This window comes from uncultured Porphyromonas sp. (genome assembly GCF_915070105.1).
In the GTDB taxonomy this organism is placed as follows: domain Bacteria; phylum Bacteroidota; class Bacteroidia; order Bacteroidales; family Porphyromonadaceae; genus Porphyromonas.
The window spans coordinates 1-19,665 of record NZ_CAJZFJ010000043.1 but is presented as its reverse complement, the minus strand read 5'-3'; the positions used below and the strand labels follow the sequence as shown (position 1 = coordinate 19,665).

General features: G+C 54.2%; 20 protein-coding genes, 3 tRNA genes and 1 pseudogene. 7 read left to right on the top strand and 17 right to left on the bottom strand.

The window, feature by feature from the left end; all coding sequences use genetic code 11:
* From rpoB to murD, 13 genes are all read right to left on the bottom strand, one after another.
* Positions 1 to 2,068: DNA-directed RNA polymerase subunit beta (rpoB, locus tag QZ554_RS05640; RefSeq protein ID WP_297194886.1), on the bottom strand; the 2,068-nt coding region annotated here is incomplete at its 3' end.
* A 123-nt stretch (positions 2,069 to 2,191) separates the two neighbouring features.
* Positions 2,192 to 2,560, bottom strand: coding sequence for a 50S ribosomal protein L7/L12 (rplL, locus tag QZ554_RS05635; protein ID WP_009432679.1), 369 nt, complete (start codon positions 2,558 to 2,560; stop codon positions 2,192 to 2,194).
* Between the two features lie 48 nt (positions 2,561 to 2,608).
* Positions 2,609 to 3,130 carry a 50S ribosomal protein L10 gene (gene rplJ / locus QZ554_RS05630; RefSeq protein ID WP_297194885.1) on the bottom strand — a complete coding sequence of 174 codons (522 nt, stop codon included), beginning with the start codon at positions 3,128 to 3,130 and terminating at the stop codon, positions 2,609 to 2,611.
* Between the two features lie 17 nt (positions 3,131 to 3,147).
* Positions 3,148 to 3,843, bottom strand: a complete 696-nt coding sequence (gene rplA, locus QZ554_RS05625) for a 50S ribosomal protein L1 (protein WP_297194884.1) — start codon at positions 3,841 to 3,843, stop codon at positions 3,148 to 3,150.
* A gap of 14 nt (positions 3,844 to 3,857) precedes the next feature.
* Positions 3,858 to 4,298: a 50S ribosomal protein L11 gene (gene rplK / locus QZ554_RS05620; RefSeq protein WP_005468463.1), complete on the bottom strand. Its 441-nt coding sequence runs from the start codon at positions 4,296 to 4,298 to the stop codon at positions 3,858 to 3,860.
* A 64-nt stretch (positions 4,299 to 4,362) separates the two neighbouring features.
* Complete coding sequence (gene nusG, locus QZ554_RS05615) at positions 4,363 to 4,914, bottom strand: transcription termination/antitermination protein NusG (RefSeq protein WP_297194883.1); 552 nt, start codon at positions 4,912 to 4,914, stop codon at positions 4,363 to 4,365.
* A gap of 48 nt (positions 4,915 to 4,962) precedes the next feature.
* A complete protein-coding gene (gene secE / locus QZ554_RS05610; RefSeq protein WP_297194882.1) occupies positions 4,963 to 5,172 on the bottom strand; it encodes a preprotein translocase subunit SecE in 210 nt (69 codons plus the stop codon).
* Positions 5,173 to 5,191: 19 nt separating this feature from the next.
* A tRNA-Trp gene (locus QZ554_RS05605) sits at positions 5,192 to 5,264 on the bottom strand.
* A gap of 52 nt (positions 5,265 to 5,316) precedes the next feature.
* Positions 5,317 to 6,504 (bottom strand): elongation factor Tu, encoded by a 1,188-nt coding sequence (tuf, locus tag QZ554_RS05600; protein ID WP_297194881.1) that lies wholly within the window; start codon positions 6,502 to 6,504, stop codon positions 5,317 to 5,319.
* A gap of 63 nt (positions 6,505 to 6,567) precedes the next feature.
* Positions 6,568 to 6,639: transfer RNA gene (locus QZ554_RS05595), tRNA-Thr, on the bottom strand.
* Positions 6,640 to 6,921: 282 nt separating this feature from the next.
* The gene (gene murG / locus QZ554_RS05590; protein ID WP_297194880.1) at positions 6,922 to 8,019 is read right to left on the bottom strand and encodes an undecaprenyldiphospho-muramoylpentapeptide beta-N-acetylglucosaminyltransferase; all 1,098 of its coding nucleotides are present in this window, start codon (positions 8,017 to 8,019) and stop codon (positions 6,922 to 6,924) included.
* On the bottom strand, positions 8,016 to 9,266 hold the full coding sequence (locus QZ554_RS05585) for an FtsW/RodA/SpoVE family cell cycle protein (protein ID WP_297194879.1): 1,251 nt from the start codon (positions 9,264 to 9,266) through the stop codon (positions 8,016 to 8,018). Before QZ554_RS05585 ends, murG begins: the two co-directional genes overlap by 4 nt.
* Positions 9,259 to 10,638, bottom strand: coding sequence for a UDP-N-acetylmuramoyl-L-alanine--D-glutamate ligase (gene murD / locus QZ554_RS05580; RefSeq protein WP_297194878.1), 1,380 nt, complete (start codon positions 10,636 to 10,638; stop codon positions 9,259 to 9,261). The genes QZ554_RS05585 and murD overlap by 8 nt, the downstream gene beginning before the upstream one ends.
* 513 nt (positions 10,639 to 11,151) lie before the next feature.
* Between murD and QZ554_RS05575 the strand changes: the two genes are divergently transcribed.
* Positions 11,152 to 11,670: a hypothetical protein gene (locus QZ554_RS05575; RefSeq protein WP_297194877.1), complete on the top strand. Its 519-nt coding sequence runs from the start codon at positions 11,152 to 11,154 to the stop codon at positions 11,668 to 11,670.
* Between the two features lie 624 nt (positions 11,671 to 12,294).
* Positions 12,295 to 13,518 carry a hypothetical protein gene (locus tag QZ554_RS05570; protein ID WP_297194876.1) on the top strand — a complete coding sequence of 408 codons (1,224 nt, stop codon included), beginning with the start codon at positions 12,295 to 12,297 and terminating at the stop codon, positions 13,516 to 13,518.
* A gap of 215 nt (positions 13,519 to 13,733) precedes the next feature.
* On the opposite strand, the gene QZ554_RS05565 is transcribed toward QZ554_RS05570, so the two are convergent.
* From QZ554_RS05565 to QZ554_RS05550, 4 genes are all read right to left on the bottom strand, one after another.
* Positions 13,734 to 14,777, bottom strand: a complete 1,044-nt coding sequence (locus QZ554_RS05565; RefSeq protein WP_297194875.1) for an NAD(P)-dependent alcohol dehydrogenase — start codon at positions 14,775 to 14,777, stop codon at positions 13,734 to 13,736.
* Between the two features lie 119 nt (positions 14,778 to 14,896).
* A complete protein-coding gene (locus tag QZ554_RS05560; protein ID WP_297194874.1) occupies positions 14,897 to 15,034 on the bottom strand; it encodes a hypothetical protein in 138 nt (45 codons plus the stop codon).
* Between the two features lie 248 nt (positions 15,035 to 15,282).
* A tRNA-Val gene (locus QZ554_RS05555) sits at positions 15,283 to 15,357 on the bottom strand.
* Between the two features lie 128 nt (positions 15,358 to 15,485).
* The gene (locus QZ554_RS05550) at positions 15,486 to 15,953 is read right to left on the bottom strand and encodes a hypothetical protein (RefSeq protein WP_297194873.1); all 468 of its coding nucleotides are present in this window, start codon (positions 15,951 to 15,953) and stop codon (positions 15,486 to 15,488) included.
* A gap of 694 nt (positions 15,954 to 16,647) precedes the next feature.
* On the opposite strand from QZ554_RS05550, the gene QZ554_RS05545 reads away from it, so the two are divergent.
* From QZ554_RS05545 to QZ554_RS05525, 5 genes and pseudogenes are all read left to right on the top strand, one after another.
* Positions 16,648 to 17,319, top strand: a complete 672-nt coding sequence (locus QZ554_RS05545; RefSeq protein ID WP_297194872.1) for a hypothetical protein — start codon at positions 16,648 to 16,650, stop codon at positions 17,317 to 17,319.
* 204 nt (positions 17,320 to 17,523) lie between these two features.
* Positions 17,524 to 17,988, top strand: a complete 465-nt coding sequence (locus QZ554_RS05540) for an NfeD family protein (protein ID WP_297194871.1) — start codon at positions 17,524 to 17,526, stop codon at positions 17,986 to 17,988.
* A gap of 24 nt (positions 17,989 to 18,012) precedes the next feature.
* Complete coding sequence (locus tag QZ554_RS05535; protein ID WP_297194870.1) at positions 18,013 to 19,005, top strand: SPFH domain-containing protein; 993 nt, start codon at positions 18,013 to 18,015, stop codon at positions 19,003 to 19,005.
* A gap of 192 nt (positions 19,006 to 19,197) precedes the next feature.
* The gene (locus QZ554_RS05530; protein WP_297194869.1) at positions 19,198 to 19,326 is read left to right on the top strand and encodes a hypothetical protein; all 129 of its coding nucleotides are present in this window, start codon (positions 19,198 to 19,200) and stop codon (positions 19,324 to 19,326) included.
* Positions 19,327 to 19,349: 23 nt separating this feature from the next.
* A pseudogene (locus QZ554_RS05525) lies at positions 19,350 to 19,665 on the top strand (ribulose-phosphate 3-epimerase); the annotation flags it as partial.

Below are 19,665 nucleotides of genomic sequence, written 5' to 3'. Positions count from 1 at the left end.
CAACTTCACCGGTACGCTCAGCCACGATCTGCGTACGAGAGTCACGCACCAGCTGGCCCTCAATACCCGTACCTACGATAGGAGCTTCGGGACGAAGAAGGGGAACAGCCTGACGCATCATATTCGATCCCATGAGGGCACGGTTAGCGTCATCGTGCTCGAGGAATGGGATCAGAGAGGCTGCGATGGAAGCGATCTGTGTAGGAGCAACGTCCATGAGCTGTACCTCGCTGGGAGATACAACGGGGAAGTCGGCTTCCTTACGAGCCTTGACCGCATCACGGATGAAGTTACCATCGTTGTCTAGGGGAGCATTCCCCTGAGCTACGACGAGCTCTTCTTCCTCCTCTGCGGTGTAGTATTGTAGCCCTTCCTCAGAGAAGTCCACACGGCCATCCTTCACTAGACGGTAAGGAGTAGCGATGAAGCCAAGGCTATTGATCTTGGCATAGACACAGAGGGAGGAGATAAGACCGATGTTAGGTCCTTCAGGTGTCTCAATTGGACAGAGACGACCATAGTGGGTATAGTGTACGTCACGTACCTCGAAGCCTGCACGCTCACGGGACAGACCGCCAGGACCGAGGGCAGAGAGGCGTCGCTTGTGGGTAATCTCAGCCAGAGGATTCGTCTGGTCCATGAACTGAGATAGGGCATTCGTACCGAAGAAGGAGTTCACGACAGAGGAGAGAGCCTTTGCGTTGATCAGATCGGTAGGTACGAAGACTTCGTTGTCACGTACATTCATACGCTCACGTACGGTACGAGCCATACGTGCTAGCCCCACACCGAACTGGTTGTAGAGCTGCTCACCGACTGTACGTACACGACGATTGGAGAGGTGGTCAATGTCGTCCACCACTTCCTTGGAGTTCACGAGCCCGACGAGGTACTTGATGATGGCCACGATGTCCTCGTTGGTTAGGACACGGTTGTCGGGATCGATGTCTAGACCTAGCTTCTTGTTTATTCGATAGCGTCCTACCTCACCGAGGTCATAACGCTTGTCGGAGAAGAAGAGATTGGTCAGCACTTCACGAGCGTTAGCCTCATCTGCTGGGTCTGCATTACGGAGCTGACGGTAGATGTAGTAGAGGGCATCGTGCTCAGAGTTACATGGGTCCTTCTGTAGGGTATTGAAGATTAGGGCGAAGTCCAGCGAATCCTCAGTCTTCTCCTTGTGAAGGAGGATCGTCTTATTGCTAGACTCTAGGATCAGGTCAATATTGTCCTCGGTGATCTCTGCTTCACGCTCTACGAGCACAGAGATACGCTCCATGGACACCACCTCACCCGTGTCCTCATCACTGAGGTCATCAATATAGGTCTTGGTCACACGTCCTGCTAGACGGCGACCGATGTTCTTCTCTAGGTTGGTGCGTGTGACCTTGATCTCCTCGGATAGATCGAAGAGGTCTAGGATCTGCTTATCTGACTCAAAGCCGATGGCACGAAGGAGGGTCGTGACAGGGAGCTTCTTCTTACGATCGATGTAGGCATACATGACATTGTTGATGTCTGTTGCGAACTCGATCCAAGAGCCCTTGAAGGGGATGATACGTGCGGAGTAAAGCTGAGAGCCGTTGGTGTGCGTGCTCGTCCCAAAGAATACCCCAGGCGAGCGGTGGAGCTGGGAGACGACCACGCGCTCTGCTCCATTGATCACAAACGTACCCGACTCAGTCATGTAGGGGATATAGCCGAGGAAGACATCCTGCACGACTGTGCTGAAGTCCTCGTGGTCGGGATCCGTACATGAGAGCTTGAGCTTAGCCTTGAGCGGGACACTGTAGGTCAGGCCACGACTAAAGCATTCCTCAATGGTGTACTTGGGAGGATCGACATAGTAGTCGAGGAACTCGAGGACGAAGTTGTTCCGGGTATCTGCTATGGGGAAGTTCTCATTGAACACTCGGTAGAGACCCTCCGAACGACGAGACTCGGTAGCAGTGTCGAGCTGGAAGAAGTCGCGGAAGGACTTCAGCTGTACCTCGAGAAAGTCCGGGAAGTCAAGCGGGTTCTTGATCGAAGCGAAATTGATCCTCCGTGGTTGTGGGTTGGCGGCCATCTATTTTATTGCTTGAGGTGATAAGGGTACGGGTTCGTTGTGTTTAGACACGAAATGGTTAAGACCCCCCTCGTCGGGGGATCTTAACCATAAACACCTGATTACAGGTGTTATAGTGGAAGCTTACTTAAGTTCAACTTCAGCGCCGGCTTCCTCAAGAGCCTTCTTGAGAGCCTCAGCAGTAGCCTTGTCTACACCTTCCTTGACGGGTGCAGGAGCAGCGTCTACGATGTCCTTTGCTTCCTTCAGCCCAAGACCGCAGTGTTCCTTGACAGCCTTAACGACCTGAAGCTTAGCAGCACCTGCACTCTTAAGGATTACATCGAAAGAAGACTTTTCTTCTTCCTGGGCACCTTCGGCGGGGCCTGCTACGACAACAGCTGCAGCTGCTGGTTCGATTCCGTACTCATCCTTAAGGATAGCTGCGAGTTCGCTTACTTCCTTTACCGTCAGGTTTACAAGCTGTTCGGCAATTGCTTTGATATCTGCCATGTCGATTGATTATTTCGTTTGTTGTTGTTCTTGTTTACTATAGGGGCTTTACTCTGCAGGGGCATCAGCGACTGCTGCATCCTTGTCTGCATCCTTGTTCTCCAGGGCGGAGACGATATTGCGGATGGGAGACTGGAGCAGAGCGACGACGTCTGCGATGAGCTCTTCCTTGCTCTTGATAGCGACGAGCTCTGCGAGCTGATCAGCTCCGTAGAAGCCTGTCTCAGCATAAGCAGCCTTGAGGCGAAGCTTAGACTCTTCCTTCTTATCCTTTGCGAAGTCCTTGATGATCTTTGCAGGGGCATTAGCGACCGTGGTGAACATGATCGCCGTGTTACCCTTCAGCGCTGAGTACAGCGTAGCGAAGTCAACCTCTGCCTCGGAGAGTGCCTTTCTCAGGAGCGTATTCTTAGCTACGACGAGCTTGATACCGCCCTTGTTGCAGGCACGACGGAGCTGTGCTGTCTTGGCTGCATCGAGACCTTCGATGTTGGTCAGATAGAAGTGTGGGTACTCGCTGAGGAAGCCCTTGAGCTGCTCTACTACGACTCCTTTATTTTCCTTTCTCATGATTTCTTCCTTTGCTATTATTCTTCTATTGACTTAGGATCGATCTTGATACTTGGGCTCATAGTGCTGGAGAGGTAGATGCTCTTGACATAAGTCCCCTTAGCAGCTGTTGGCTTGAGACGAATGAGCGTAGAGATGATCTCATGAGCATTGTCGTAGATCTGTTCGGGAGTGAAGGAGACCTTACCGATCGAGGTATGGACGATACCCGTCTTGTCTACCTTGAAGTCGATCTTACCAGACTTTACCTCCTTGACAGCAGCTGCGACATCGTTCGTCACCGTACCGCTCTTAGGGTTAGGCATCAGACCACGAGGACCGAGGACACGACCGAGAGCACCGATCTTACCCATGATAGCGGGCATAGTGATGATGACATCGATCTCTGTCCAGCCACCGCGGATCTTCTCGATATACTCGTCTAGCCCTACATAGTCAGCGCCAGCAGCCTGTGCTTCGGCTTCCTTGTCGGGAGTACAGAGTGCAAGCACGCGTACCTGCTTACCCGTCCCGTGAGGGAGAGTAACGACACCACGGACCATTTGATTTGCCTTGCGAGGATCGACACCGAGGCGGACATCCACGTCTACAGATGCGTCGAACTTCGTGTCGGTAATCTCCTTGACGAGAGCTGCTGCTTCCTTGAGTGAATAGGTCTTCCCGGGCTCGAGCTTGCTAAAAGCGATCTTCTGCTTTTTCGTAAGTTTACTCATCTTTGCTTGATGTATTAGTTACCGGGGAATTCGCCCTTTACTGTGATACCCATACTGCGTGCAGTACCGGCTACGATCTTCATCGCAGCTTCTACCGTGAAGCAGTTTAGGTCTACGATCTTATCCTGTGCAATCGCGCGAACCTGATCCCATGTTAGCTCGGCCACCTTGTTACGGTTAGGCTGGGCAGAGCCGCTCTTGAGCTTGGCTACCTCCTTGAGCTGTACGGCCACGGGGGGGGTCTTAACGATGAAATCAAAAGACTTGTCAGCGTAGTAGGTGATCACCACTGGGAGCACCTTACCAGCCTGGTCTTGAGTCCTGGCGTTGAATTGCTTGCAAAACTCCATTATATTGATCCCCTTAGCACCCAGTGCAGGTCCTACGGGAGGTGAGGGGTTTGCAGCCCCACCCTTAATTTGCAATTTTAGTTGTCCAGCAACTTCCTTAGCCATTGTCTTGAATCTTGAGTGTTACACACTAACATAATGCAGTAAAAGAATAGCCTGCGTAACCAGCCTATTCCTTGACCACCTGCGAATAACTGAGTTCCAGCGGCGTCTTACGCCCGAACATCTTGACCATCACACGTAGCTTCTGCTTCTCGGGAGTTACCTCCTCGACAGAAGCCTCGTAGTTAGCGAACGCACCATCTATGATACGTACGACATCACCTACGAAGAGCTCAAGGTCATAGATACCCTCAGAGTCTGCCATCTGGTCTGCACGACCTAGGATGCGCTCGACCTCTGAGTGCTTGAGAGGCTCGGGTTCCCCCCCACGCTTACCACCGAGGAAGCCAATCACATTAGGCAGATTGCGCAGCGTATGCGCCACATCACCTACGAGGACAGCCTCCACCAGCACGTAGCCTGGGAGATAAGGACGCTCCTTGACGATCTTCTTACCAGCACGCTGAGTAACGATCTTCTCTGTTGGGATGATGACCCGAGAGACATACTGACCGAGGTTGGAGTTTCTCATCTCGGCCTCTAGCTGCTCACGCACCTTCTCCTCCTTACCGCTGACGGCTCGGAGCACATAGAATCTCTTTTCTGCTACTTCAGTCATAACCTTTATCGTTCACCAAGGAGAGGGGACAGAATACAAGCAAAAGCCCTAGGCCCCTGCGATCATACGATACACAGTGCTCAGGGATAGCTCGAAGGTCTTGTCCATCACGAGCACAACTGCGGCGATGATAAGGGAAGCAATCAACACCACCACAGCACTATTGGTGAGCTCAGAGCGCGTAGGCCAGCTCACCTTTTGTGTTAGCTCAGTGTATGAGTCGCGGAAGGCGACTCCTACTTTGTTCAGGAAACTCATTATCGTTTTTTTTCTCTTGCACGGGTTGAGAGACTCGAACTCCCGACACCTGGTTTTGGAGACCAGTGCTCTACCAACTGAGCTAAACCCGTAGACTAGATGGGTGAGGCAATATGCGTTGCCTCACCCATCTGAGGTATATTATTAGTCGAGGATCTCGGTGATCTGACCAGAACCTACCGTACGGCCACCTTCACGGATAGCGAAGCGAAGACCTACGCTGCAGGCTACTGGGTAGATGAGCTCAACGTTGATTTCAACGTTGTCACCAGGCATCACCATTTCTACACCTTCGGGGAGTGTGATCTCACCAGTTACGTCGAGCGTACGGATGTAGAACTGAGGACGATACTTGTTGTGGAATGGAGTGTGACGACCACCTTCTTCCTTCTTCAGGACGTAGACAGAAGCCTTGAAGCGAGAGTGAGGCTTTACCTGACCAGGCTTAGCGATCACCATACCACGCTTGATTTCGTTCTTGTCGATACCACGGAGGAGAAGACCGACGTTGTCACCAGCCTGACCTTCGTCAAGGATCTTACGGAACATTTCGACACCCGTTACAACGGACTTGAGGCCTTCAGCACCGAGACCGATGATCTGGACTTCATCACCCGTGTGGATGACACCCGTTTCGATACGACCCGTAGCAACCGTACCACGACCCGTGATCGAGAATACGTCTTCGACAGGCATAAGGAAGGGCTTATCGATATCACGTGGAGGCAGGGGGATCCAAGTATCAACAGCGTCCATCAGCTCCATGACCTTGTCTTCCCACTGGGGCTCACCGTTGAGCGCACCGAGGGCAGAACCACGGATCACAGGCGTGTTGTCGCCATCGAAGTCGTAGCTAGAGAGTAGCTCACGCATGTCCATCTCGACAAGCTCGAGCATTTCCTCGTCGTCTACCATATCGCACTTGTTCATGAAGATAACAAGGCGTGGAACGTTTACCTGACGAGCGAGCAGAACGTGCTCACGAGTCTGAGGCATAGGACCATCCGTTGCAGCAACAACGATGATAGCACCGTCCATCTGAGCAGCACCCGTTACCATGTTCTTCACATAGTCAGCGTGCCCTGGGCAGTCTACGTGAGCATAGTGACGGTTAGCCGTCTGATACTCTACGTGAGAGGTATTGATCGTGATACCACGCTCCTTTTCTTCAGGAGCATTGTCGATCGAGTCGAACGAACGGAGCTCAGAGAGACCCTTCTTAGCAAGCACCGTCGTGATTGCAGCAGTAAGGGTCGTCTTACCGTGGTCAACGTGACCGATCGTACCAATATTTACGTGTGGTTTCGATCTGTTAAATGTTTCTTTAGCCATAACTAAAATCTATCTATTCTTAAGAAAATATTCTGCGTTGTCTTACGTCGACTCTGACCTGTGAGCCGATGCCGGGACTTGAACCCGGGACCTCTTCCTTACCAAGGAAGTGCTCTACCGCTGAGCTACATTGGCTTGTCATCTTACGTAGTGAGAGAAGACGCCTCTTCTCCACGATTTCGTCTGCGAATCAGGTGGTACACAGACCAATTCGGGTGCAAATATACAGACTTTTCTGAATATACCAAAACTTACCTGCGATTCTTCCCCTATCCTATCGGGCTTCTTGGCCATTCCGAGCCCCCGGACTCCTTAATATATAGGATGGGGGCATTCCCCAAGAGCCCCCCATTCCAGGACATCTATGCGACCCAGAGCTCTCCCTCTTAATAGGTCTAGGAGGGAGGAGAGGTCTCACTAAGGGACAAGCCTCTCGATCTCATCGACGATCCGATCAGCAGCGGCAGGCAGAGCTAGCTTTAGGATCTCTTCGGAGAGCGATCGACGTGCAGGCTCATCGCCCACCAGCTCTAGGGCTCGGGGAGTGAGGTCCCTCTGTGCCTCCTGGTCGGGGACGAGGATGGCAGCTCCACGGAGCGATAGAGCTAGAGCATTCTTCGTCTGATGATCCTCGGCTACGTTGGGCGAGGGCACAAGGATCGTAGGCTTGCCTAGCTGACAGAGCTCAGAGATCGCACTTGCTCCCGCACGTGACACCACGACATCTGCTAGGGTATAGGCTAGATCCATCCGCTGGATGAAGGCAGAGACCCAATGGGGGAAGTCACGCCCCTGACAGAGCTGCTGTGCCTGAGGCTCAAAGGCCTCTCCTGTCTGCCAGATGAGAGCAACACCCGAGACCTCCCACTCCTTGAGTCGTGAGCCTACAGCTTCGTTGATCGTCCGTGCACCGAGACTACCCCCGACGACGAGCACCACTCGCTGGGTTTCGGGGGGAAGGGAGAAGTAGGCCAAGGCCTCCTCTCTCGTCGCCGTTAGGTGCTCGATCATGGGACGGATGGGATTACCCGTCAGTATGATCTTATCCTTAGGGAAGAAGCGCTCCATATCGGGATAGGCGACACAGATGCGCGTAGCACGACGTGCGAGGAACTTATTCGTAACGCCTGCGTAGGAGTTCTGCTCTTGGATCAGTGTTGGGATGCCAAGGCTCTGTGCGGCCTTGAGCGTAGGAGCACTTGCATAGCCCCCTACCCCGATGACGATCTGGGGCTGGAAGTCTCGGATAATATCTCGTGCCGTGACCAGTGCCCGTAGGAAGTCTCGTATGACCCCGACATTACGCCAGAGGCGACGACGGTCTAGCCCCCTGATCTTCAGCCCCCGTATCGGGAAGCCAGCCTGAGGCACACGCTGCATCTCCATGCGTCCCTCTGCACCGATGAAGAGGAGTTCGATATCTGGGTAGCGCCGCTTCAGCGCTTCGGCGATGGAGACCGCAGGGAAGATATGCCCTCCTGTACCTCCTCCACTGATGATAGCTCTCTGTATCATAGCTGTTCTATTTGCTGGGCGAAGTGATCCTCCTCAGATGCCTCAGCCTTCTTGATTCGCTTATCCTTGTCCACTCGGCTAGCTCCGATCATGATCCCGAAGGCCATGCTCGCAGCGATGATGGAGGAGCCTCCATAGCTCAGCAGAGGCAGGGTCTGCCCCGTGCTGATAATCCCCGAGGCCACCACCATATTGACGATGGCCTGCATCGGATAGAGGATACCGAAGCCCTTGAGGAGGTTACTCCGATAGGTATTCGTCTGTTTTCGCGCCTCCCTCAGCGCTAGATACATCCAGCAGAGGTAGAGACCTGGGATGAGGAGCAAGCCCAGGAAGCTATACTCCTCGATGATGATTGCATAGAGATAGTCGGAGTAGGCCATAGCCAGCGTATCTCGGATCTTACTCTTGCCGGGGCCATGTGGGGTTTGCCCACGGGCGATAGCGATACGCCCCATCTGCTCCTGGCGGTTCTCATCTGTGATCTTAAACTGATCCTCGGGCGTGCTCACTGCTCGCTCGAGTCGGTTACGCCACGTCGTGGCTCGCCCAGGGAGGAGGCTGTCAGGAAGAGTGAAAAGGACAATAACGGACATAAGCGCCAGCCCCAGCCCTATACCCGAAAAGCGCAACAAGGCTCGCCGAGGAGCCTTCAGCACCCAGGAGTAGACGAAGAGGAAGGAGAGGAGAATAAGCCCCGTGGAGAGGTTGCCGATGCTCAGCAGCAGACAGATCCCCCCAAAGAAGATCCAATAGGCATAGTAGACGATAGCTTTCTTGGGATTTTCCTTCCGATCAGAACCTGCAATGAGCGCCCCCCACAGGACGAGGAGCACACGCATGAATTCTGAGGGCTGTATCGTGATGAAGCCGAGATCGACCCATCGCTCAGCCCCATTAATGGACTTCCCAAACATGAGTAGATAGACCGTCAGAGCTAGGACTATGAACAGTAGGAATATCGGCACATACACCCGATAGTACTTAGCTGGGAGCGAGCTCATGAAGATCGCTGTACAGACCCCCATGAAGAGCATCATCCAATGCTTGGCTATCGGATTGAACCCTCCCGAGGAGAGGCTCTTATAGAAGTCCGAGCTGATCGCACTAGAGACAGTGAAGACCGAGAGGATAATGAACGTGAAGTACAAGACCCACAGCAGTCCATTCCCATCGAAGACACGCTGATACCACCGACGCTGCTGGCCTGGGGGTGCACCCTCTAGTGTAGATATCGAGCTAATCATGCCTGCTCTCCTCCTTGATCAGTCTCTGCACGATCTCACGGAAGCAATCGCCTCGGTGAATGTAGCTCTTAAAGAGGTCAAAGCTCGCACATGCAGGCGAGAGCAGGACGGTATCTCCCGGCCGAGCCATCTCTCGGGCGTGGGCGATCGCCTCCTCCATAGAGAGGGCAGAGGCGATATGCTCCACCTTGCCGTGGAAGGCTCGGTAGAGCTTCAGCACATCGGTCGTCAGGAAGATGAGCCCGCGTGCCCCCGAGACGATCTGCTCGGTGATATCGAGGTAGTCGTTCCCCTTATCCTCGCCCCCGAGGATGAGCACATAGGGGGTGGTCATCGTGCGCAGGGCATAGTAGGTAGAACTGATATTGGTCGCCTTAGAGTCATTGATATAGCGTACTCCATCGAGTACCCCGACCTTCTCTAGGCGGTGTGGCACGTTCACGAAGTCCCGCAGGGCACGAGTGAGCACCTCAGGAGAGACACCTATATGCAGTGCCGTGATCGAGGCTGCCATCGCATTCTGTAGGTTGTGAGGCCCCTGTAGCGCAAGCTGATCGATCGGGATCTCGAAGTGCTTACCATCGAAGTGTAGGCGCATCACATTGTCATCCGATCGGTCTGCCGCTGAGCCCACCTGCGGATAGGTTAGGAAGGGCAGGCACTTCATCGCCATCGGCTGATGCATCATCACATAGCGGGAGATGAACTCATCCTCGCCCCAGTAGATGAAGGCATCCTTCTTCGTCTGATTCTGCAGGATACGCATCTTAGCCATAGCGTACTCCTCGAAGTCATAGTGATAGCGATCCAGATGGTCAGGGGTGATATTCATCAGCAGGGCGATATGCACACGGAAGCGGTGCATGTCGTCGAGCTGGAAGCTGCTTAGCTCTACGACGAAGTACTCGGGCTGATCCTCACTGATCACCTGACGGGCTAGGCTAAAGCCGACGTTCCCCGCTAGCCCCACTCGGATACCTGCCTCGGAGAGAATGTGGTGGATCCACATCGTCGTCGTAGTCTTACCATTACTTCCCGTGATGCCGATGACCTTACTCTTGAGGTAGCGACCAGCCAGTTCGATCTCCGAGAGGACGGGGATCCCTCGCTCACGGATGGCCTGCATGATCGGTGCCTTCTCGGGGATGCCGGGGCTCTTGACTACCTCGGTGGCTCGTAGGATGACCTCTTGGCTATGTGCCCCTTCTTCGTAGGGGATACGATGCTCCTCGAGCTCCGCCTTGTACTTCTCCGCTATCCGACCATAGTCAGATACAAAGACGGGGATCCCTCTACTCTGGTAGAGCAGAGCAGCACCTACGCCGCTCTCTCCTGCCCCTAGGACCACCGCCCTACTATTCTCTTCTGTCATAGTGCCTATATTCATCTTTGTCTCGCCTTGACCCTAGTTATAGGGTGCTGTAATAAGGCTTTTGGGCTACAATTTTCGGTAAAAATACGCACTTCTCCAAACACCACCCTCCTCATCCCCTACTCCCTAGAGCTGAGGCTTGAAATCACTAGAGCTCAAGGGCTGGGTAGTCGAGGAGTAGACCCTCTGAATAGAGCATCCGTGTCCCAGCTGTAGACGTACCAAGGATACACCTACTACCTAGGAGGGCTGAGTGTACACGCGTGTATACCATTGTGTACACGTGTGTACACTGTTGTATACACGCGTGTACACAACACCGCTCTCGGTATGTCCCCGATAGCGATCTCTCCTAGGTCTATTTCTCGGGGCTAGCACCTAGTCACGAGAGACTACGGCTAAGATACGTTCCTCTATATGAGGTACGTTATATGATATACCTCCTCCGTATATTATATAGGGCATAGCTCTGGGCGGAGGGGAGCCTTCGCAAACAAACAAGATCAAGAGAATATGAAGAAGCTTATCCTCCTCGCACTCCCTCTTGCCGTCACTAGCCTCATAGCCTGTAGCTCGGGACAGAGCGGGAGCGCAAGTACCGACAGCACTGCTACCGACAGCACTGCCACGGCAGGAGTCGTCACCACGGACTCAATCGTCCCCTACCGCCTAGCGGAGAACTACTTCGCCACGAGCGATAGCCTACCCACCGTCATCACCTCGGCTAAGGACCAAGAGAAGTACCTCGGCATGGCAGCCGCTATGGGACAGCTCCCGACCGAGATCGACTGGTCTCGGGAGTTCGTGATTCCTATTGCCCTTCCCCCCGCCGGTACGGAAACGGAGATTATCCCCGTCTCCCTCGTCCGAAACTCCTCTGGGGGGCTGACCCTCACCTATCGACTTAGGGAAGGCTTCAGCCTCCATGGAGCCAAGATGCGTCCCTTCGTGGCGATCATCGTCTCACGGGACTACCTAGCCCCAGTAACCCTCCAGCAGGAAGAGGGGGTCATCATCGAGTGCGAGGGCTAGCCCGAGCCTGCCACGCTCATAGCAAGATAGCATACCACGCCAAGCCCCCACCTAGGACTACAGACCTAGGTGGGGGCTTGGCGTATATATGGATGCAAGGGACTCTTTGCCCACACCTCCCCTCGGGTAGTATCTATACCAGCAGCACACAGCATACCGACACTCATCCATGCAGATAGCACGTCAGATCAGGACTGCTAAATCTCCGATATACACAGCCCACCGAGAGCTAGCCTAAGCAAAGATGTCCAATTAGAGCAGCTTTCTGTCCGATTAGCACAGCCCCAGCCTTAAATAACCTCTCTACCTTTGTATCGGGATAAGGAGACACCTACCGCAGGGTGCTCTTCATGAGTTTCAGATTGACTTATTGTAGATAGTCATATTGTAGATTTGGTTACTGGTGCAGGGGGAGAATTTCGCCTCCCCCTGCTATCCAAAGAGACAAGCATGAGCATCATCTATTTTTCCAACCAAGACACGGGACCAACATGAAGAGGTCAACCTCCCTACCCCCACAGCTTAGACTGTGACTAGCAGCCCCTAGGCAAATGCACCTAGTCACCCTCGGATAGGTGGATACACCTCACCCTACAAGACGTACCAAACTCAATACATACAGACATGACACGGAGACCTATCACCCTACTACTGGCGCTGGGCGCCCTAGCCCTAACCTGCATCTCCTCCTGCTCCTCCTGCAAGAAGGATCCTCCTAAGCCCCCAGTCGAGATCACGGACCCCAAGACCTACGAGGAGGCCATCAAGGCGATCGAGGACGGTACACTCAAGGATGAGGAGGCCACCCATAAGCTCATTGAGCTCATAAACAAAATGAGAGCAGGCGAACACGAGAAGTTCATCAAAATCGCCGAGGTGCTCGTCAATGCGAAGTACCAGATGAAGACCAAGCTCTATCTCATAGAGGCTGCGATAAGGTCAGAGCTCGTGCTGGTGAAAAAATTTGACCTCCTCGAAGTAGTCGTCAAGGATCTGACGTCCACCCCTAAGGAGAAACTCGCCCTCCTAGAGAAAGCTACCCCACTCCTCTCGACCCAGGTCAAGAACCACCACTTCCTCAGCAGCGAGGGCAAGAGGCTAGTCATGAGACTCATCACCGCCATTGATGCCCAGCTGGATAAGCTGAGAGACAAGAGTACCCCTGCAGAAGTAGCCTTTACCGAGATCCTCAAGAGACTATCCGAGATCAAACGCCTGCTCGAGAACGACCCAATGGAGTACGTAGACCTCGGGCTCAGTGTCAAGTGGTCTACCAGATACCTCGGAGCCGTAAACCCCGAGGACTATGGCGACTACTATGCCTGGGGCGAGACAGAGCCTAGGACAAACAGCTTCGAGATGAGCACCTATAAGCTCGCCAAGCCCCAAGTGAATGACCCGCTGAACTATGGCTTCACCAAGTACTGCTTCTCTTCTTGGCTCAGCTTCGATGGCTCCGTCGACAACAAGGACGTTCTTGATCCCGAGGATGATGCCGCTCGAGCCAAGCTAGGTGCACCCTTTCGTATCCCCACCAACGAGGAGATCTGGGAGCTCATCGATAACTGCATCTGGTTGGAGGAAACAATCAATGGTATCGTATGTCTAAGGGCCACCAGCAAGATCAACCACAAGTCCATCATCCTGAGCAAGAATGGCCGTTTGGAGAGGACGAAGCTTATGCTCCGTGGGGCAGCAAGTATCTTTTGGACTAACCGCCTCAGCGAATTCACGGACACAGGGAGCAAGACCCGCTACGTACCCGTCTTCTTCTATGATAAACCTAAGCCACTGATGCATTCGGATCTACGCTTCATTGGGCTCAATGTACGTGCCGTCCACCCCTAGGGGGCACTAAGCCTACAGAGCATTCCCTCCTAGAGCCTCCGACGAGCTAGCCCCTCCTAAATCTAAGGTCACAAGCTCCACCAAAACGATAGCCACCGACATCACCCCTTAGGGAAGGGGTGATGTCGGTGGTTACTCATTATATATGCAGATGCACTAGGCGAAGAAGAGACGGACAAAACCTGCCCTCCTCGACCCAAGTGAAGAAGACTAGGCTAGAGCTCCTCCATCGAGAGGACGAAGCGATAGCGCACATCCCCTCGCTCTAGGCGATCCAGCGCCTCATTGACCCTGCTGATCGGGAGCACCTCGCCCTCGGCGACTATACCATGCTCGTAGCAGAAGTTCAGCATCTCCTGTGTCTCGGCGATTCCCCCGATATTAGAGCCCGATAGGCTACGGCGTCCTCGCACGATGGAGTAGGCTGCGACCTGTAGAGGTTCGGCGGGTAGTCCCACTACGACGACACTCCCATCGTGGCGCAGCAGTCCGAGATAGCCATTGACATCGTGCCCAGCAGAGACGGTGTCGAGGATTAGGTCCAGACGACCACGCATACCCTTCATAGCCTCTCTGTCGCTGGAGAGGACAGCATGGTCAGCACCGAGGCGATGGGCATCCTCCACCTTAGAGGGTGAGGTCGTGAAGACGGTCACCTCTGCCCCCATGGCCTTGGCGATTCGTACCGCTAGATGTCCTAACCCACCTATCCCGAGGATCCCCACATGCTTGCCTGGGCCTGCCTGCCAGTGTCTCAGGGGCGAGTAGACCGTGATACCAGCACAGAGCAGAGGAGCTGCCATAGGTAGATCCTCGAAGGCAGGCATGTGTAGCACATACTTGTCCTCGCAGACATAGCTCTTGGAGAAGCCCCCGAAGGTCTGTCCTCCGGAGATCTTGTCCCGCCCATTGAAGGAGAAGGTCACCCCCTCATCACAGAACTGCTCCAGCCCGTGCTCGCAGGCATCACACTGCCCACAGCTCCCAACGATACAGCCTACACCGACCAGTTCGCCGACCTCGAAGCCCCGGACATCAGCTCCCAAAGTTGTCACCCGCCCGAGGATCTCATGCCCAGGCACGAGGGGGAAGAGGGGTTCACCGAAGTCCCCCCGTATCGTATGTAGGTCGGAGTGGCAGATACCACAATAGAGGATGTCGAACTGTATATCATTGGGGCGTAGCTCCCGTCGGGGGATCGTCAGTGCCTCCAGTGGGGCATTCACGGCCTGAGTGCCATAGGCCTTTACTTGCTTCATCTTGGTCTATCGTTTTAGTATTCTTTACGACAAAGGTATCCATTCCACACCAATGCCCTCCCCCTGCTCTACCAGCACACCGAGGGAAGGCACAGAAGCACGATCGCCCCTATGCGTCTCTAGTAGCGCATAGGGGCGATGATGGCCTTCGCGCCACCTAGGGTCAGCTTGCTCCCCTTGGCTTTAGGGGCTCGATGGATAACTATGCTTGTCGTGAGCCCTGCCGTCTGTAGGATACTGACCTCGTTACAAGGCACGACAGGGAGAATAATAAAAGAATCCTCTAATCCATATAATCGTAGAATGACCGAAGCCTCTCCCTGTCCTGCACCATTAAGACAAATAAGAGGGGGAAATGTTCACTTATTATCACAATTTTTACCATACCATAATCTTCCCGACCCATGCCCCGCCTAGTCTAAGGGTGCTATGGGAATAAAAAGAGCGAGTCCCACCACTCTCTCGAGTGATGGGACTCCATAGTTACTTAACTTGAAGTGAGAAGTGGGCCCAATAGGATTCGAACCTATGACCCCCTGCTTGTAAGGCAGGTGCTCTAAACCAGCTGAGCTATAGGCCCGTTGTGGAGACTTCTGCAAAGGCCTCTTTGGCGATTTGCAGGGGCAAAGGTACACAATCTTCTTGACCTGAGCAAATCATAGGGATATACCCCCAAAAAGACCAGCTACTAACCATCGCCCAAGAAGACTAGCGCAACCACTCAAATAAGGCTCCGAAGTCAATGCTCCCGAGCCTGATAATGAAGATGAAGACTACGATAAGGATAGAGAAGAGGAGGGAGGCTACGACCCCTTGTTTAACGCCATCCCAAAAGCCCGGGATGAGGGGCTCGATGATAGCCTTCAGCTGTGCCTGATGGTTGCGATTGAGTTCCTCCTGTGCACGATGGAGTGTCTCTGCGGTAACAGAGTTGATCGTCTCCTGGACAATACTTTTGGCTTGGAGTCGGAAGCGATCTATATTCTCTTCTGAGCAGATGAAGCAGTGAAAGTTCGCCACATCATCATCCGTGGGCTCCTGGTCGTGCTCATCCCAAAAGCGCTCGACCCACGCATACTTCTCCTTCTTGTAGAGGGCATAGGCCACCTGACCGATTAGGTCATCGTCTCCCTGTACGAGGAGCTGATAGATATGATTATACTTGCGAGAACCCATGCACAGGTGCTATCTATGACTATCTAGCGCCTGAGCATAAGCTCTACGGAGCTCCTCCTCGGTGATTGTCTGCGTAAAGGTCTGCCCGAGGACATGAGCTGACAAGGTGAGTGTATTGGGCTTATTCATACTGCATACCGCCATCTGATTTATGAGGAGCAAGGTAGGCTCAAAGCCCCTATCCTCATCCCAGAGTGGCAGATACCGCAAAGGTACACTTTTCCTAAAAAACAATACGAGCTGACGACGAGCCTCCTACCCCCCTCCTGCCCACACATTACCAGCGGTCTACACGCACCCCGTGGAGCCCCCTTTTCCGAGAGGGCTAGAGGATACGTAGAACTGCGCCCAAAAACGCTCTCGGTAAGAACGCCGATGCGCCCTCGATAAGAGCGCTGAGACGCTCTCGGTATGAACGCCAGACCGCTCTCGGTAAGAACGCAAAGGCGCTCTCGGTAAGAGCGTCTGAGCCCCCTTCTGGCAGGGGTATGCGGGGGGTCACCAGCCCCAGCGCAACACTCTATCCATCAGCAGATAGAGGGAGACTAGCGATACGAGGGGATAGACTGCCACACATTCACTACCTTTGGGGGAGATGTGACATAGCCCACGCCCTAGATGGGTGGGCTGTACCACACCCCAACTCTAAGAGAGATCACAGTCAAGTCCAATCATCAAGCCTAAAAAGCCGATTATGACACCAAAGACATTATTCAGTTCTCTCTGCCTCATCCTCCTATGTGCATTCGCCTGCACCAAGGATCGAGACATAGAGACCGTAGCTGAGCCCGAGTCTGCTCCCTCTACTGAGCAGCTACCAGAGGAAGTCAAGGAGGATATCGTATACCTCCAGAGCGCCCAGCTCGCTCCCCTACGGGTAAGCTATAACCAGCCCAACGCCAAGAGCCTAGCCCTTGACCCTAAATCCGCCCGTGCAGAAGCCCTAACCAAGCTCGCTGACCGACTACTCACCATGCTCCCCCAGCACGTCGATCCCGCTAAGGGCAATACAGCCTTCGTCCTCATCTGTGACGATGAGATCAAGCGAGAGGTCTACGTACAGGAGTTTGGGATCTATGCCTCACTCGAGGATCAGTTTGGGGTCTTGGTCCCCCTACTGCTCCTCGACAGAGACCTCTTCGGCTCAGTCCCCGACACAGAGCCCACAGAGCCCCCCCACAAGCTACAGATCATCTGTGACGGAGGGGAGACCGATGATAGAAGCGTCCTATTAGACCCAAGAGGTAGCCAGCAGAGTCAAGCCTTCGCCAAGGGGAAGATCGCTAGCCTTCTGACCGAGCGCCTCGCTACCGGCGAGGGGCTACGTACGCACAAGGCAACCCTCCTCTGCCTACCCGCCTACTAAACGACACCTCCACGCCTTAGGCTGTGGACAGGCGAGGTCTGTGTGGGCATAGCTCCCACACAGACCTCGCTCTCGTTGGGACAAGGTGGAGGGAGAGCAGAGAGTAGGAAGAGTCCCCTATTATATAGGTATAGGAAAAATGAGTGCTATTGGCTAACTTTGCTGGGCAAGTATTTAGTAAACCCTGATACACGGACTATCCCTATGGTAGAACTTATCCATCAGATACCTGTCTGGCAGCTCTGGCTGATAGCTGCCTTCGCACTCTTCGCACTCGAGGTCGTCACACCAGGCTTCATCCTTGCCTGCTTCGGGGTGGGTGCTCTACTGGCCATCCCTGCTGCCGCCCTTGGGCTAAGCTGGCTCATACAGGTCCTCTGCTTCTGCGCTGGGAGCCTGCTGGCACTGTGGCTGCTACAGCCACTGATGTGCAAGTGGTTCAAGTCACACGATGCCAAGACCGGCATGGATGCCCTCATCGGTCGTCGGGTCTTCGTCAGCGAGGAGATCCTCCCCGGAGACGCTGGCGGACGTGTAGCCGTGGACGGAGATAGCTGGCGAGCCATCTCGGTCGGGACTGCCAAGCCCATCCCTGCCGGTACCGAGGTGCGCATACATGGCTACAAGAGCCTCATTCTCGAGGTAGAGCCTATCGAACATAACCACTAACCCCCTATAATAAAGGAAAAACAAATGTCAGAAGAATTCATCCCCTTCCTCATCCCCGCCGTCATCGTCATCCTGGTGATCCTCGCTATCTACCAGGGACTATGCATCGTACAGCAGTCACAGACGGTCATCATCGAGCGTCTAGGGAAGTACTACCGCACCCTAAGCTCCGGGGTAAACATCATCATCCCCTTCATCGATCGTCCCCGCCCCATGCGCTGGCGCTACACCATGCCTGGGCCTAATGGGCAGACCTACGTGCGCTTCACCGAGATCACGAATATCGACCTGCGTGAGACCGTCTATGACTTCCCTCGCCAGAGCGTGATCACCAAGGACAACGTCGTCACCGAGATCAATGCCATCCTCTACTTCCAGATCGTCGATCCCATGCGTGCCATGTACGAGATCCAGAACCTACCCGATGCCATCGAGAAGCTCACCCAGACGAGCCTACGTAACATCATCGGGGAGATGGACCTCGATGAGACCCTCACCAGCCGTGACACCATCAACAACAAGCTCCGCATCATCCTCGACGAGGCTACGAACAAGTGGGGCGTCAAGGTCAATCGTGTAGAGCTACAGGACATCAATCCTCCCCGTGACATCCGTGACGCTATGGAGAAGCAGATGCGTGCCGAGCGTGACAAGCGTGCCCAGATCCTCAATGCCGAAGGGCAGAAGGAGGCTACCATCCGAGAATCAGAGGGACGCATGCAGCAGGCTATCAACCACGCAGAGGGTGAGCGTCAGGCACAGGTCCTACACGCTAAGGCAGAGGCCGAGGCTAAGCTCCTCACCGCCGAAGCCGAAGCACAAGCCATCCGCAAGATCGCTATGGCCGTAGAGGGCTCAGGCGCCAACCCCGCCCAGTACCTCATCGCCGTCCGCTACCTAGAGACCCTCAAGGAGATGACCTCAGGCAAGGACACCAAGACGGTCTACCTGCCCTACGAAGCCTCGGGCGTACTCTCGTCCCTCGGAGGTATCAAGGAGCTCCTCAAGCAGTCTTAATCCCCCCATTCCCTAGTCCCATACCCCGCCACGAGGAGCCTTCGGCAGAGCTCACACTGCCCCCTCGCTGGCGGGGTATTTATTTTCTCTCCATAGTATAATAGTAGCAGGAGCGAGGTCGTTATATGAGCGTAGTAGGGAGCAGTCGCTCCCGAACGGAAATTGTTTCGACTTTATACTTTTAACCTGCTTATGGTACAAACTTACCCCCGTACAGAGAGAGAGAAGCTTAACATCATCGCCCGTGCAGCCTATGAGCGCACACGCCCAAGGCACCAAGAGACCCTGCGTCGCCTACGCCTGCTAGCCACGGCCATCTAACCACCCCCCCCAATAGACAAGACATGAGTGCAACGACTACGATCGTAGCTCCGTCACTCCTCTCCGCGGACTTCCTACACCTCGACGAGGCCGTCAGGATGATCAACGAGAGCGAGGCTGACTGGCTACATATCGACGTGATGGATGGGGTCTTCGTACCCAATATCTCCTTTGGGTTCCCGATCCTCGAGGCCATACGCCCCGTGATCCAGAAGCCCCTAGATGTGCATCTGATGATCGTCGAGCCGATGAAGTTCGTCCGAGAGTTTGCCGCCCTTGGTGTGGACACGATGAACGTCCACTACGAGGTCAGCCCTCACCTGCACCGCTCCATCGGAG